This is a genomic window from Methanobrevibacter sp. UBA212, assembly GCF_905233225.1.
Taxonomy (GTDB): domain Archaea; phylum Methanobacteriota; class Methanobacteria; order Methanobacteriales; family Methanobacteriaceae; genus Methanocatella.
In genome coordinates, this window is sequence record NZ_CAJODJ010000010.1 from 81,311 (window position 1) to 97,343 (window position 16,033).

The window sequence follows — 16,033 nt, forward strand, 5'->3', positions numbered from 1 at the left end:
TACTTTATACGAGTTATATATTATCAAAAATATAACTTTAATTACTATATCTGTGGATGTGATAACATGTTTGAATCGGAAGTATATGGGACTGTTTAAGTCTTTTCAGACGATATTGACAGCATAGGTGCACATGTCATTCAATTTCTAAACTGGTATGGTGCCGATGAAGTTGATTTTGAACACCCGACAATGCGTTTCGAACTGAAGTCACTCACGGTTATAAAAAAAAGAAATTGTTCCACATCATTTCATGAAAAGTTTCAGCCAATTAGGGTGGAACATTATTCATTATGTGAGCGATGGGTCAGTCATGTAAAGGTATCTCTGATGGAATTATTTTGCTCCTCGTGGGCGGGGACGATAATATGGTCGTTTTAAAGTTAGGGAAGAGTTATTCTTTGAAGAATTTGAACGTCAGATGGAAGGAATCTGTTACACATCAGTTAAAAAGAAAACAATCGGTGAAATTTCCAGGATATAATTCAATAGATAATATTTTAAATAATGTTGAAGATACAGTTTAAATAGATATTGTAAAACCACTTTACAATTTTAAAGCTTAAAAAAGGTTATAATATGTCTGAGTTAAAATATATGGATTTATCCTTGGATGAGATTCTAAAAAATCTTCAAATGTGCAAATCAGTTGTGGCAAACCAGGAAGAGGCTATCTGTAAGTTTAGAGATGTCATTTTAACAGCTTCAAACAAGCGTGTGGTGTCCGAAAGAAAAACTACAATATTTCTTGCAGGCGCCGGCAGATCCGGTTTTGTTGCAAAATCATTTGCAATGAGATTGATGCATTTAGGATTTTATGTATATGTATTCAATGAAACAATAGCTCCCCCAGTCAAGGATGGGGACATAATTATCATTATTTCAAAATCAGGTAAATCCAACTCTATAACCCAAATAGTTGAAGATTCCAAAATCGACAATGTCAAGTTTTTAGCTGTATGCGGCAATACCAAAAGTGACCTTGCCCAAAAGGCTGATGCAAGGATTGTTATTGATTCCCTTCCTCAAACTTTAGTAAGACTTGAGGATTACGATGTTAAAGAGTTTATGGAAACTTTGCCTGGAGCTTTAATAAACTTTGAAAGCGATGAAGGTGTCAGAAGTAAACTTGAAGCACTTCCTAAAAAAGCGGCAGATTTAAGTGATAACAAACTGTGGAAGGATATTGAAGATTTGCCTAAAGAAATTAGGGGAATCAGTAATATCTATCGTCCATTGGAATTGATTTTAATGGGAACCGCCTTTGAAATTTCCGCTTTAGTATTGCTTGATGCATTGGTTGCCGAGTTAATGCAAAGTTTAAACCTGCGTGAAAAAGACTTAAAAGCTTTTCATGATGTGTTAAGTAGTTCAATTTAAATCAATAATTAAAGTAAGAAGGTTTTATCATGGATGATTCAAAGACAGTTATTCTTGAGAAGGAAGATTCAAGAATTCTATCAACTAAATTAGCGGCTGTTAATAATAATGTCAGATTTTCAATTCTGGAAATCTTAAGGGATTTTGAAAGAGTAAACAAAACAAGTGAGGGCACATTTAAAAAAGAGCCATTGTATTCCCGTGAAATCAATTCAATTCTTTTAAACAATTACAACATTAATATTACTACTCAAATGTTGGGCCAACACTTGAAGCAGCTTGTCGAATCAGACATGATTGAAGAGGTAAGTGTTAAAAAAGAGGTTCCTAATAAAATAGGCCGCAGAAGTGTAAAAGGATTTACATTAAAGGAAGATGCATTCGATGAACTTTTTTTAGATGTGAGTTTCCTGTCCGATGAGCTTCTTACATTTTTCGATTTATATAAATCCAATCAAAGATTTTCCGATGGAGAACATTGCGTTTTAACTATTTTCAATGGAGAGGATAAGGGTAAAACATTTAAGGTTCACAAGGATGAGACAATCTTGATTGGAAGAAAAGCTAATTTTAATGCTAATGACTTAGCTTCATTTACCATACTTTTAGATAATAGCTATTCTACAGTTTCAAATGTTGGCAAACCCCATTTAAAATTATTCCATAAGGATGACGGATGGTATATATTGGATGAATGCAGTTCCAATGGAACATACATTGCCGATAGAAAAGTCCCAACAGGAATTGAAACAAAGCTTAAGGCAAATTCATTTTTGAAATTATCTAGAGGTAATGGCGGAGCAGTCATTTATTGTTCATTTTAATTAGATTTTAAATCTAATCGGTGGTTTGAGTGGACTTCGATGGGGCAAAACAGCTAATTGAAGAATTTTTTAATGGCAAATTTGAAGTTAAAAAATTTCTTGGAGAAGGATCATTTGCAAAGGTTTATTTGGTAAACCATAACTATTTAGACACTCTAATGGCTATGAAAATCATTAAGGAGCCACTGAGTGTATCAACCAATAAAAAAGAAGTTTTTCATGAAGTCACACTTGCCTGTCAGCTAAGGCATGAAAATATCATAAGCATTTATGATGCCGCCGAAATAACTAATTTTGAAGATGGAAAAAACCATGCTTACTTTGTAATGGAATATGTCTCAGGAGGGGATTTGGAGCAGTTTTTAAATTCATATGCTGAGATTAACAGGTTCATGCCAATTGGAATCAGTTTGGATTTAATAAAACAGATTTTAAATGGATTAAACACTCTTCACTCAGCAAATCCTCCAATAATTCATCGTGATTTAAAACCCAATAATGTTTTGCTCAGTTTCAATGAATGTGGTGACATTATCACTAAAATATCCGATTTTGGTTTTGCAAAAGAAATCACAACTTCAATTTCAGACATTGATATAGCCGGCACAAGGCCATATATGTCTCCTGAACTTTTCAGTAAAAATGTATCGGCCAGAAGCGATATTTATGCTGTAGGTGTCATGTTTTATCAGTTGCTGACAAATAGGTATCCGTATGATGTTGGAAAATATACTAATGAAGAGCTGATTGATTTAAAGCCATGGGCTGATGAATTAAAACCTCCAAGCTATTATAATGGACATGTTTGTGAATTGTTGGATGAAATCGTTTTGAAATGTCTGGAATTCAATCCCAATAACCGGTATGGTGATGCGAATGAGCTGCTGATGGATGTAAAAAATGCCATTGATGAGTATGAGGCAGTTCGGGACTTATCGCCGACAAGTGCAGGTTATGATTATGATGAGGATTATCGTGAATACATTATTAACGATTCAATAGAGGAAGCATTTAGGCTTGCTAAATGTGAAAATAAACTTGATGATGCCATTGAAATATTGGAAAATGAAGTTTTGAAGGATTATGAGGTTCGTAAATTTTACTCTGAAACGCTTAGGATTTGGAAATCCGAAAGGCCTGATTTGAAATTAATCTCAAAAGCGTTCACTGTTAATCTTAAAGGAAGGAATTATCATTTGTCTTGCAGTCTGTTGGCTGAAGCAATGGCATATAACCCATCAATTAGAAGGAAATATTCTCATTATATCGATTTATGGAAGATTTTCATAGATTTGGAAAGACATGGGAGTCTGTTTAAAAGTGTGGAGATGCTTGAAAAGTTAATGGAATCAAATGTGGAGATTCAAGGACTTTATAAGAATATTCTTCCAACGCTCAAGACATGCTCGGTTGATGAAATCGTTATAGAGGCAATTCGTTTGGTAGGTTTGAATGATTTGTCTGAAAGCGCTAACCTAATGGAGTTTGCAGTTATTTTGGATGCTGAGGTTAGGAAAAATTATTCATATAAACTGTCACTATGGAAACAGAATATGACGATGCATTTCACACAATCGGATGAAAAAGCTGATGCAATTGATTATGCCATAGATTTGGGAACAACCGACTCTGTGATATCCTATTATAATGAGGGAAATCCCGTTGTCATTAAAAATCACAGTACTGGGGAGGAATTCACTCCATCTGCAGTGTTTGTTGATGAAAATGATGATGTGGAAGTTGGTAAAAGCGCAAAAGATGCGCTATTGAAGAACAAAAGTAATGCAGTTAGCGAATTTAAGCATAACATGGGATTTTCAGTTCCCTTTAAGTTTGAAAATTCATCCAGGATGATGTTTCCCGAAGAACTTTCTGCAGAGGTCTTAAAAGATTTAAGAGTATCAGTTTATGATGAAACCGGGGTAAATATTGAACATGCCGTAATATGTGTTCCTGCAAATTCCAATCCAATCAAGATAAGGGCGGTTAATGATGCTGCCGAACTTGCAGGATTCAGATCACATAGTCTTGTATTGGAGCCGATTGCAGTTGGTCTTGCTTATGGTCTTCAAAAGGATAATGGAATTTGGATGATTTACGATTTGGGCGGAGGAACATTCAATGTAAGCATAATTGCAAATAGCAATGGGGAACTTGAAAAAATTGCAACCGACGGACTGGATAATCTTGGCGGAAATTCATTTGATTGGAAGATTGTCAATGACCTTTTCAGACCTAATATATCCGGCGATTTGAATCTGGATGATTTTAGAAGGGACAATCCGAAATTTGTGGATGTTTTTGCAAAACTTAAGGATGCTGCCGAATATGCTAAATTGGATTTAACCAAAACTGATAACACAGACATATGCGTCAATAATCTTTTTGATGGTTATGACTTTACATATAATTTAACCAGAGATAAGTTCAAGGAAATCAGTGAGTCCTTGGTCAAATATACTTTTAATGTATCAAGAAATCTATTAGATCAGTGTCATCTTGATGATGGGGATATCGATAAGATTATTCTTGTTGGCGGTTCATCGCTCAGTCCAATCGTACAGGAATTCATACGCGATGAGTTTGATATTGAAATGGAATCGAGCATTAATCCGCTGACTGTGGTGTCCAAAGGTGGGGCAATTTATGCAGGAAATCTTGAAAAACCCCATATTGACATTAAAAAGGATGCATTATCAGTTCTTTTAGACCATAAGAATGGAATTTTAAGGGGAAAGGTATTTTCAAATGACTTGAAATCATCATATTTGGGATATGATATTGAAATTGCATCAATCAGGATTCCTTTAAAAATTGACGGTTTGTTTTATCTTAGAAATCCTCCTCGAAAGTATGGCATCAGGATTTATGAAAATGATGAATTGCGAGAGCTTGATGAGAAATCGCCTGTCTGTGTTGATGGGGAAAGAATGAATGTCCCATTTTTGAAGGGGGAATTTGATATAGGGAGTGATATTGATTTGAGGGAATTGATGGACCAATATTCAAATTTACTGAATGAAATCGAATATCTTAATGAATATTCATTAATAAATGAGTATGAGGTCCAAAAATATATCGAAACCCTGCTTGAGATAGCTCAAAGGGATAAAATTGCACTAAACCATGCTAAAATTTACATTGATTATTTGGAATCCATTGTTGAAAAGGCAAATGGGGATTTGGAATATTCGATGCTTTTGGAAAATGTAGCCAAAAAGATTGAAATGGTAAAAAGCAAAAATCTGTTTGACATAGGGGATATTGGCAATGATTTGGAAAATATGGATTTAAATGAACTTAAAGACATTCATGCTTCTTTGGTTGAAAGATATGTGTCATTAAATAGAAACGATGTAATCACCAATTGCTTTTTTAATCTAAAGCTTGAAGGAATTTACACAAACAATGAAAAATTGGCAGACGAGTTAATTGAAAAAGCGCATGATGCATTAAATCTCAATGATTTTGAAGCTTTATTTGACATGGTCAATGCATTATTTGAGCTCGATGAACGTGAGGACAGTAGGGAGATTTTATGAAAAACCGGAATTCCATTGAACCGACAGTAATACTCAATAAAGAGGATGAGTGCGGATTTTTAGATTTTAATAATCCTGATGATTTATCACAAGTCATCAAGGCACTCAAAAAACTAATGAAAGAAGAGGGTTCTGATGTGTGATAGGTTAATTGAGTTGCCCAACCATGGTCGTCTGATTGTCGTAACTGATTTGCATGGCAATTTTGATGACTACAGTCATTATTTGAATATGTGGGATGAAACAGACCCTGATTTTCACATTGTCTTTTGTGGAGATTTGATTCATGGCATTGATGAGGATACGGACGGTTCCGTTGAGATTCTTGATGATGCAATCGCCAAGACAGAAAAATATTCCAATTTTCACACTTTGCTCGGAAATCATGAGTGGGCACATATCACAAATAGGGAAATTTACAAAAATCAAAAGCCGTTGCTTTTGGGATTTAAAAATCTCATTTCCTATATGAAAGGATGCATTGAACCTCATCTCACAAATTATATCAAATTCTTTAAGGCAATGCCTTATTTTCTCAAGACTGCAAATGGATTATTCATTTCTCATTCGGGACCTTCGGATAAGGTCCGATCAATTGAAATGTTTAATGAGCTTATTGACAGCGGACATTCCTGTCCGATTTTGCATGATTTTTTGTGGAATAGGTATGACAGGGCAACAGATTATACAAGAGATGATGTCGACAGGTTCCTTGAGATTGTAGGCTCGAAAGTTATGGTTGTGGGCCACAGTCCGGTAGAGTCTTATAAGATTTTTGCAAACCAGATTATCATGTCTTCAAGTTTTGCCACAAAGGTAAATACATATTTAGACATTGATTTGGCAATGGAGATTGATGATATTAAAGATGTGCAGAAGCAACTGAAATTCATAATTGAATGATTCAATTGAAAATATTTATTTAAAAAAAAGATATAGATAATATTTAAAGGTGTTAAACATGAGCGAAAACAACTTGAAGTCATATATCGATAATTTTTTTGATGGTTTAGTATTGTATGATGATAAATACAATGGCCACAATTATAAAGGCCTTTTAAAGGCAGGTATTGATGTATTTTTAGAAACAGAGACTACCTACAACGCATATGAGATATATCAAACATTTTTCATGATTTATCAAATCACAGCGGAAGACAAGTCTAAAAAATCCTCTGAGGGAACTATTATAAACGAACCGAACTCCCTTCTTGATTTGGTAAAGATAATGAAGAAATATGAGGAAAACACCGGAGATTTAATTGAAAAACAGAGAGATCACTTCATACACTCAGTAAATGTTTTCCTATTGGGTTTGGCAATTTATGCCCAAAATAAGAGCTACCGTGAAGCCTTTGAAACATATATTCTTAAGAGTCCTTATAAAAAGTATTATAGGATTAACAAAAAGTTATCTCGTGAAGAATTTTTCTATCGTTGGGGAGTCGCATCACTGTTCCACGATATAGGTTATCCCGTTGAAATTATAGGAAAGCAATTGAATAAGTTCATAAATGACGGTGTCAAATCTATTTCAAGCACTTATGGTGCAGATACAGCAATTGACTTTAAGGATTTCAATGAATTTAACACTATTATAAAAATAGACCCTAATTTTGCTGATGAATTCACAAAAAATTATCCTGAAGCCAAATTTTTAAATCTGTTCAAGCCAACAGACATTATGGCTCATAAGATTGCCAATGACTTTTCAAATGTCAATGTGAATCAGGTAACAAAGCACCTTGACAATTTTGTAGATATAATGGGTGAAAGTGGATTTATAGACCATGGATTCTTCTCGGCAATTCTGGTCATGAACTCTTATGGATATTTAATTCAGAAGTTTGCAAAAAAACACGACTTTTTCTTCTATCCGATAGTGGACAGTGCTACTGCTATTCTGCTTCATAACTATTATAGAAACGTGTTGCAAAAACCTCCGTTTAACTTGCCGGCACTTCATCCTTTGCAGAGTCCGCTTACATTTCTGTTGATTTTATGTGATGAGCTTCAGGAATGGAACAGAAAACCTTTCGGAGTTAAGGATAAGAAAAGAAGCCATGTAAATGACTTGAAATTGGTGATTGACGATTCAAAATTGGAAGTTGACTATATAGTAAAAAGCGGTTCAATGGGTCTCGGATTTTCCGAAGACAAACAGGAACTGATTAATCATATCCTTTCAATTCAAAGTATTTTTGATAGAAACTTCCTGATTTATACTGATGTGCAAAAAGATGACAGCATCATGAGGGAAATCGTCAAATCTGAAATCCCTGCTCCTTCCACATTGCTTAGAAATGTGGAAAACTTGGCACTGGAAATACACAAGCAGTATATTGAAACTACAACTAAGGTGTTTAATGAGAAAAAGGAGAAGGGTGAAGTTGATGTTGATGCCGAAAAGGACTTTATAGAAAAAACCAAACCGTTTGATCAATTGTCATCACATCTTAAACTGGCCAATATCCGTCAGGCAAGGTCAATCCCTAGAAAATTGAACATGATTGGATGTGAACTTGCAGATGTGTCAGATAAGCGTGAAGGGATAGACAAGTTTTCCGAAGAGGAAATTCTTGATTTAGCTATTTATGAGCATGATGAATGGTGTGAAGAGAAAATAGGTCAGGGATGGACTTATGGGGAAGTCAGGGATGATGAAAATCTGATTCATGATTGCCTTGTGCCATGGGATGACCTCACACCTGAAGTGCAGCAATATGATATTGATCCTGTTGAAAACATTCCTAATCTCGTTAAAAAAATTGGTTTGAAGATTGTCAGAACCAAAATCAGACTCCTAACAATTGAAATGCATAGGTTCTACCAGCAGAAAAATGGATCAACAGAGGACTTTGAAGATTTGCCGGAATATATTAAATATTCAAATTATAAGCAGGCTAATTTCCTGGTGAAAATATTGGGTGAACTTGGATATGATGTGGTTGACGCTAAATCCCCAGGTGATGCCATTGAATATTTCGATGAAGATTCTCTTGAATATTTAGCCAAAAGGGAACATAATGCATGGTATAAACTTAAGGTTAACTTGGGTTGGAGATTTGCACCTGTTCGTGATGAAAGCAAAAAACTCAATCCAAACCTGGTGGAATGGGATGTCCTGGATGTTAAAAACAAGGACGACAATAAAAGAACATTCAGAAACTTGCCTCAAATGTGTAGAAATGTCGATTTAAAGATTGTTAAGAATTAATTAACAATTTTTTATTTCTTTTTTTTTCAAAGTTTTTTATCATATACTTAAATTTATTTAATATTAATTTCAATATACCTATATACAGGTGGGATTATGGCCAAGAAGAATAGTAAAACTAAAAAGAAGTCTAATTTAAGTCAATATGTCGAAAATTTCTTTAACATGGTTGAACTTTATGATGATAAAATCGCATTTTATGACAATCAGAATAATGTACACTATCATGATTATAAAGGTATTTTAAAAGCAGCTATTGATGTTTTTTTAGAATATGAATCATCCTACACAGCTTATGAAGTTTATGAAACCTTTTTGATGATTTATCAAATCACTCCTGAAGATAAAAGTTCAGTTGATGAAAACAGTTCCACTAGCCTTATAAGCGAACCCAACACTCTTCTGGATTTAGTTGATATAATGAGATTGTATGAGGAAAAGACAGGTGATTTAATTGACAGGCAGAGGGACCATTTCATTCATTCAGTCAACGTATTCATTTTAGGTTTGGCCATTTATGCCCAAAATAAAAACTATCGTCACAGCTTTAAGAAGTATATCCTCAAAAATAAAAACTATACTAAATATTATAGGGATGAAAACGACAAATTTTCCCATGAGGAATTTCTGTACCGCTGGGGTGTTGCGTCCCTGTTCCACGATATAGGTTATCCTTTTGAAATTATTGGAAAACAGTTAAATAAGGTCATTGATGATGGAATTAAATCCATTTCTGTTAATTATGATGTTGATGCGCATTTTGATTTCACTGATTTCAATGAATTCAACTCCATTACAAAGATATATCCTTATGATTATGCCGAAGGGTTTAGAAGCAAGTATACCCGTACAAAGGTTCTGGATTTATTCAAACCTACCGATATTATGGCCCATAAGATCGCCTTGGACTTCCAGTTTGATGATGATTATTTCAAAAGACTGGTAAAGCATTTGAACAGATTTGTTAAGTATATGAATGAGGTTGGCTTTATAGACCATGGATATTTCTCAGCGATTCTGGTATTGAACTCTTATGGTAAATTAATTCAAAAATATGTTGATAAGAATAAGGATTTCTTCTTTTATCCGATTGTAGACAGTGCTACAGCTATCTTATTGCATAATTATTACAATAAAACGCTACAAGGAGACTCATTTAAGCTTGGAAGGATGGATCCTGATGATTCCCCTATTTCCTATCTATTAATATTCTGTGATGAACTTCAGGAATGGAACAGAAGACCATATGGTGTTTTGGACAAGCAGAAAAATCATGTAAATGACTTTAAAGTCAATATTAATGACACATGCTTCAATATCAGATACATTTTAAGAAATGGTTCTATGGGTCTTGGATTTGAGGAGGATAAGGAAAACTTCATCAAAGATGTTTTAAATGTTAGAAAGATCTTTGAAGGATTTACAATCATCCCTGATGTGGATTTAGATGATATTCAAAGGGATATTTTGATGTCTGATATTCAGGCTCCGGATGTGCTGATGAGGAATATCGAAAAGCTGGCCGTTGAAGTCAATAGGCAATACCATGAAACTCAAAAAGCAAAACTGGAAGAGGCCAAAAGTGAAAAAAATGAGGAAAACATCAGGAAATACACCAAAAAAGTTAAAGATACCGAGAACTTTGAGGATTTAAGTCCAAGCTTCAAGATGTCCAATATCCGCCAAGCCAAGTCAATTCCAAAAAAATTAAGCATGATCGGTTGTGAGATAGCTCACAAAACCGATGAAGAAAAGGCGGATAAAAGAGAATTTAAGGTCAAATTGAAAGAAATTGTAGAGGAATTAGAAAAGACAGATGATAACTATGATAGTCGTCAGGAAATCCTTGAGCGTTCAGGCAAGGTTGTAAGAATCTTGAGATTAAGTGAGGATGATGTTGACGATTTGGCTGTCTATGAACATGAAAGCTGGTGTGAAGAAAGAGAAGGAACCGGCTGGGTTTTTAATGATGTGGATGACCCTAAAAATAAGCGCAGCAACAATTTAGTTGATTGGGATGAGCTTGATGAGGATACAAAGGAATTGGATAAGGAAGCCATTAGAAATATTCCTAACCTTCTGGATAAGATAGGCTTAAAGGTCATCAGAAGCAGGCTTCGCTCATTGACTTATAAAATGAATCAGTTTTATGAAAACGGTAAGCTTGATGTTGATTCCAGTGGTGAATTTGAATTTAATAATTTGGATAAGCATATCAAGTTTTGCAATTTTAAGCAAGCGGACCACTTGGTTAAAATATTAAAACATAAGGGATATGAGTTGGTGCCTCTGAATGATTCAGGGGATCCTATCGAGAAGTTTTCCAAAGAGGAAATCGAACATTTCGCTAAAATGATGCATGAAAGCTGGTATAAGCTTAAGCTTAATTTGGATAGAACCGGCGGTAGGAATTTCGTGGAATGGAAGGACCTTAATGAAAATGTTAAGAAAGCGAACAGGAATACCTTCAAGTATCTTCCGGAAATGTGTGCGGATGAGTTCGTTGGATTAAAAATAGTTAAAAATGAGTAAATTATGTGTAATTTACTCTCTTTTTTTATATTTTATTTTTATTAATGTTTTTTTGTATAATTTTTTGATAATTAAGTTAAATTTTAATTATTGGGGATTTTCATGTTTAAGTATCAATATTTAAATAATTATTTTTACATAAATAATAAATGGTGAATTTTAGTGGATATAGTCAATCAACCAATTTTTCAATTTTCAGTAGAATTAATTATTTTCATTGTTTTAACTGCTGTTGGAGTATTTATTTTGGATAAAATTAGGAACAGCGACAACAGATATCTCAATCCTCAGGAATTTTTGCCGGAAGATGAGATTCATACGTTAAGACAGGTATTTTATCTTATTTTGATGAGCCTTTGTTTTGTCACTGTTTTATATACATTGATTTCAACAAAGTCAGATGTACCTTATCTTTCATTTTTTGATATATGTTTATCATTATATATTGCGATAACATTGGATAAGTCATCTCTAAAAAATAAGATTTTACTGATAATAATAGTTCCGTTCGGATCTATGAGTTATTTCTTTTTTGGATATACGTTGGTCGGTTTAGTTGACTTTATTCATGTTCCGGCATTCTTGTACTTTGTTAAGCACTATTATGACAAATTCAATTCTTATACTGAATCAAATGGTTTGTCCCTGGCAATACTTTTGCTGTTTGTCATTATATTATTCAGCTTTTTCCTAACTCAAGTGACTGAAGGTAAAAATCCTTTGGATGCCCTGGTAATGGTTTCCAATGCATTCACAAGTAATGGATATGCCGTTTTAGGCAACTCAATTCCTGGAAAGATCAATAGCCTGTTCCTTGTTTGGGGAGGTTATGTTATTTCTGGTGTGGCCACAGCTTCTTTAACCGCAGCTATCTTGATTAAGCATTTCAACAAAAGGGTTGAGAAGCTGGAAAGAATAATTGAAGAGGGAAGTGATGAATGATGGATGAATGGATAATGACATTATTGATTGTTGTGGGCATGGTTTTACTTTCTATAGTAATCTTTTCCGTTCTGGTTCAGATTTGCAAGTTTGTCTTAATAAAACTAAAATCATCTGAGTCACTTAAAAATTCAAGACTTTTCAATCCTCTGGAATATTTCCCGCTAGAGGAGATATCGACCATAAGACAGGTCTTTTATTTGGTAATTATAGTCCTGATTGTTGTTGATATCCTGTATTCAGTTGTCGGATGGCATGAAAATTTGATAATCTTTTCTGTCTTTGATATTCTTTTATCCCTGCTATTTGCGATAAATGTTAAGTGGGGTTCTTTAAAGAATAAGATAATGTTATTCGGATTAATCCCGTTGGGTTCACTGGGTGTGCTGTATTTGGGAGAATATTATGTTATAATCGATGCAATACATTTAATAACCCTTGCATATTTCATTAAGGTCTACTTTAACAAATTCGTCGAATATACCGAGACCAACAGTTTAGGAATAACAATAATACTGTTGTTTTCAATTGTTTTCATTAGTTTCTTATTCACTATTGTTGTTGAAGATGTTTCTCCTCTTGATTCATTGAACATGGTTTCCAATGCATTTACAAGTAATGGTTATACCGTTTTAGGAAAAACTGGGCTGGGTAAAGCCGATGCAATATTTTTGGTTTGGAGCGGTTTTTTACTGTCCTGTGTAGGTACGGCCACTTTGACAGTTTCCCTTATAGTGAAACATGTTGACAGAAAATTCGATAAGTTGGAAGATTTGGCCAAGAAAAAGAAAAATTAGTTCTTTTTAATAATCCTTAAATATTTTTTTCCATATACTATTAGTGATGCAGGCTAACGATAATATCGAATCAATCAGAGGAAATCCCCGCAGTGCCATTAACAAATTGGCGTTTCCTACAATATTTTCACTGTTTTTAATGTTTTTAAACAATCTTATTGATAGTTTTTGGGTCTCAGGCATCAATGCAGATGCTCTTGCCGCTTTAGGTTTTATTTCACCATTGTATCTTGTGATAATTGGCATGGGCAGTGGTGTGGGTGCAGATGCCAATTCATTGATTTCAAGATATGTCGGTGCTCAAAGGATTGATGATGCAAATAATGCAGTTATGCACTCAATAATTATAACAGTTGTCGTTTCACTTATAGTTTTAATGATAGGTATTTTCTTTTTAGATGATTTGGTGATATTGTTGGGTGCAGGTAGCGTCAGCACATATTGCCTAAGTTATGGCCAAATCATCTTTTTGTTGAATATTGTCTTTCTGGCACCCAATGTTGCCGCAAGCATCTTTAGGGCGGAAGGTGATGTGGCACGTGCGACAAACCCATTGGTCTTGACATCTATATTTAACATGATTCTGGACCCTATTATGATATATGGACTTGATTTGGGCATATTCGGAGCGGGACTTGCGACAGTTTTGGCATCATTTTTAGGATTCCTTCTGATGTTTTACTGGATATATGTTAAAAGAGACACATTTTTCCAGTTCAAATTCTCAAATTACAAGCGTGAATTGGGGATATATAAGGAAATCCTTGTGGTTTCACTTCCGGCCTCAACAGAAGAGATAATATTTGCTCTGGTTGCAATTATCCTTAACTATCTTATTATAGTGACTGCAGGAGTTGCTGAAGTGGCTGCATTCACCATCGCATGGAGATTCATAACAATCGCATTCATTCCATCTATGGCAATAGGAATTGCGACAATAACCGTTTCGGGAATAGCTTATGGGGCAAAAAATTGGAAAAATTTCAATGAAACAATCAAATACTCGACATTGTTAGGTTTGGCGATTACAATTGCAATCTGTGCATTGTTTTTCATATTCGCATACTCTCTTTGCGATTTATTCAACATTCAGGCAGGCAGTCCCGCATTGGTGAGCCGTTCTGCGGAAATATTGAAGTTACTGGCATTCTATAATTTTCTGATATCCTTGGGGGCAACTGCAGCCTATACCTATCAGGGTGTTGGCTCCGGTTTCAAGTCACTTGCAATAACAATTCTGCGGGAACTGGTATTGAGCATGGCATTGGCCTATATTATGGGGATAACATTTAATATGGGCGTTTTTGGTGTGTATCTGGGAGCAATCATTGGAATGAATATGGGTTCAATTATAGGTTTTGTTTTTATTTGGATTTTTAATATGAAATTTAAAAAAAGAGTTTTTTCATCTTAAATTACATATATTATTTATACTATTTTTGCAATATTTTATCATAGTGATTAAAATGTCTAAAGATTGGGAAGATATTAAAGTCAACAGACGCAGCAATGATAAGGTTGTTTTTGAATCTCGATTCGTTCAATCAATATATGATGGAATTGGATATTTAAAGGATGAAACAACTGAAGTGTTAAAAGAAATTGATTCTGATGAATTCAAACAAAATCTTGATGATATGGATGTTCAGAGATTTGGTGAAACCGTTATTAATCATTTTTCAGATTTTGCTGATGATTTGTCAAAATTTAAGGATGAAGTCATCAATCCTGATGGAGTTCCTGACTTCATTAAACAGTCTTCACGTGATGCAAAAATTGCACTGAACAGGGATGAGGAATACCTTCGAGTGGCAAGAAGGAAACTTGATAAAGTGGATTCCGATGATGTGGATGGAGCTTATGAGATAAACTCCCGTGTTATTCAGCTGTGTGACAAGTCAATTGATTTAAACAATAAAAATTATGAAGCTTACTATCTTAAAGGAGTGGCATTGACCAACTTGGAGATGTATGATGAAGCAGTTGAAGAGTTCTTCTGCTCTTTGGCTTTAGAAGATAATGTTGAATCAAAATTAGCGATTGCAAATGTTAACAGATTAAATAAGGAGTTCAATGATGCAATTAATGTTTATGATTCAGTTTTAGATGATGATCCATTTGGAGCCTTAAAGGGAAAGGCATACACATATTATGATTGGCAGAAATATGGCCAGGCCAGTAAGGCATTCCGTGAAGCGAATGACATTGAAGAGCTGGATGACAAGTCTAAAAAGATTTGGGATGAATGCTCATTATAGATTTTCCTTCAATTGGGCATTTAACGTATTGTAATAATATCCTTTAAGGGCAAGAAGCTCTTCATGAGTTCCTTGCTCAATTATTTCACCATTCTCAATTACAATAATTCTATCTGCATTTCTTATTGTTGATAGCCTGCGCTATGATAAAGCTGGTTTTTCCTTCCATCAGCTTGTCCATCGCCTTTTGAATTAACTTTTCTGTTCTTGTATCGACACTGGATGTTGCCTCATCCAAAATTAGGATTTCTTTTTTTGAAAGTATTGTTCTGGCTATTGTTAAAAGCTGCTTTTGACCATGAGAGATATTGTCAGTATCCTCATTTAAAACGCTTGCATATCCGTCGCTTGACTGCCTTATGAAATTATCTGCTTGAACCTCTCCGAACTGTAGAGGTCGGAGATTCTTAGGTAATCCATTCTATATGAATGGAAAATATTTTAAGCTATCCCCTAGGTCCCCTAGGTTCTGTTTTTAGTGTTTTTAACCCTTCGTTTAAGATGTTGATTGCTGCGTTGTGGTCTCTTTGATGTTGTGTGC

At 34.5% G+C, this 16,033-nt stretch carries 12 protein-coding genes and 1 pseudogene; 11 read left to right on the forward strand and 2 right to left on the reverse strand.

What is annotated here, in order from left to right:
• Positions 1-579 precede the first annotated feature (579 nt).
• The 11 genes from QZ138_RS03510 to QZ138_RS03560 all read left to right on the forward strand — a co-directional run bounded on the left by QZ138_RS03510 (position 580) and on the right by QZ138_RS03560 (position 15,492).
• Entirely contained in the window at positions 580-1,380 is an 801-nt protein-coding gene (locus QZ138_RS03510) for an SIS domain-containing protein (RefSeq protein WP_292886273.1), read from the forward strand.
• A gap of 29 nt (positions 1,381-1,409) precedes the next feature.
• Complete coding sequence (locus QZ138_RS03515; protein ID WP_292886277.1) at positions 1,410-2,204, forward strand: FHA domain-containing protein; 795 nt, start codon at positions 1,410-1,412, stop codon at positions 2,202-2,204.
• Positions 2,205-2,233: 29 nt separating this feature from the next.
• The gene (locus QZ138_RS03520) at positions 2,234-5,746 is read left to right on the forward strand and encodes an Hsp70 family protein (RefSeq protein ID WP_292886280.1); all 3,513 of its coding nucleotides are present in this window, start codon (positions 2,234-2,236) and stop codon (positions 5,744-5,746) included.
• Complete coding sequence (locus tag QZ138_RS03525) at positions 5,743-5,889, forward strand: hypothetical protein (protein WP_292886282.1); 147 nt, start codon at positions 5,743-5,745, stop codon at positions 5,887-5,889. The genes QZ138_RS03520 and QZ138_RS03525 overlap by 4 nt, the downstream gene beginning before the upstream one ends.
• Positions 5,882-6,649 (forward strand): metallophosphoesterase, encoded by a 768-nt coding sequence (locus QZ138_RS03530; RefSeq protein WP_292886284.1) that lies wholly within the window; start codon positions 5,882-5,884, stop codon positions 6,647-6,649. The genes QZ138_RS03525 and QZ138_RS03530 overlap by 8 nt, the downstream gene beginning before the upstream one ends.
• Before the next feature lie 58 nt (positions 6,650-6,707).
• Entirely contained in the window at positions 6,708-8,963 is a 2,256-nt protein-coding gene (locus QZ138_RS03535) for a RyR domain-containing protein (RefSeq protein WP_292886286.1), read from the forward strand.
• A gap of 96 nt (positions 8,964-9,059) precedes the next feature.
• A complete protein-coding gene (locus tag QZ138_RS03540; protein ID WP_292886289.1) occupies positions 9,060-11,495 on the forward strand; it encodes a RyR domain-containing protein in 2,436 nt (811 codons plus the stop codon).
• A 246-nt stretch (positions 11,496-11,741) separates the two neighbouring features.
• A complete protein-coding gene (locus QZ138_RS03545) occupies positions 11,742-12,437 on the forward strand; it encodes a hypothetical protein (protein WP_292886292.1) in 696 nt (231 codons plus the stop codon).
• Positions 12,434-13,234 carry a hypothetical protein gene (locus QZ138_RS03550; protein WP_292886295.1) on the forward strand — a complete coding sequence of 267 codons (801 nt, stop codon included), beginning with the start codon at positions 12,434-12,436 and terminating at the stop codon, positions 13,232-13,234. Before QZ138_RS03545 ends, QZ138_RS03550 begins: the two co-directional genes overlap by 4 nt.
• A 46-nt stretch (positions 13,235-13,280) precedes the next feature.
• Positions 13,281-14,648, forward strand: coding sequence for an MATE family efflux transporter (locus QZ138_RS03555; protein WP_292886297.1), 1,368 nt, complete (start codon positions 13,281-13,283; stop codon positions 14,646-14,648).
• A gap of 52 nt (positions 14,649-14,700) precedes the next feature.
• A complete protein-coding gene (locus QZ138_RS03560; protein ID WP_292886300.1) occupies positions 14,701-15,492 on the forward strand; it encodes a tetratricopeptide repeat protein in 792 nt (263 codons plus the stop codon).
• Between the two features lie 109 nt (positions 15,493-15,601).
• Here the strand turns inward: QZ138_RS03560 and QZ138_RS03565 are convergent, their stop codons facing one another.
• Both QZ138_RS03565 and QZ138_RS11375 read right to left on the reverse strand, forming a co-directional pair.
• On the reverse strand, positions 15,602-15,730 hold the full coding sequence (locus QZ138_RS03565) for a hypothetical protein (RefSeq protein ID WP_292886302.1): 129 nt from the start codon (positions 15,728-15,730) through the stop codon (positions 15,602-15,604).
• Positions 15,731-15,769: 39 nt separating this feature from the next.
• Positions 15,770-15,853, reverse strand: a pseudogene (locus QZ138_RS11375) (hypothetical protein); the annotation flags it as partial.
• Positions 15,854-16,033: the final 180 nt, after the last annotated feature.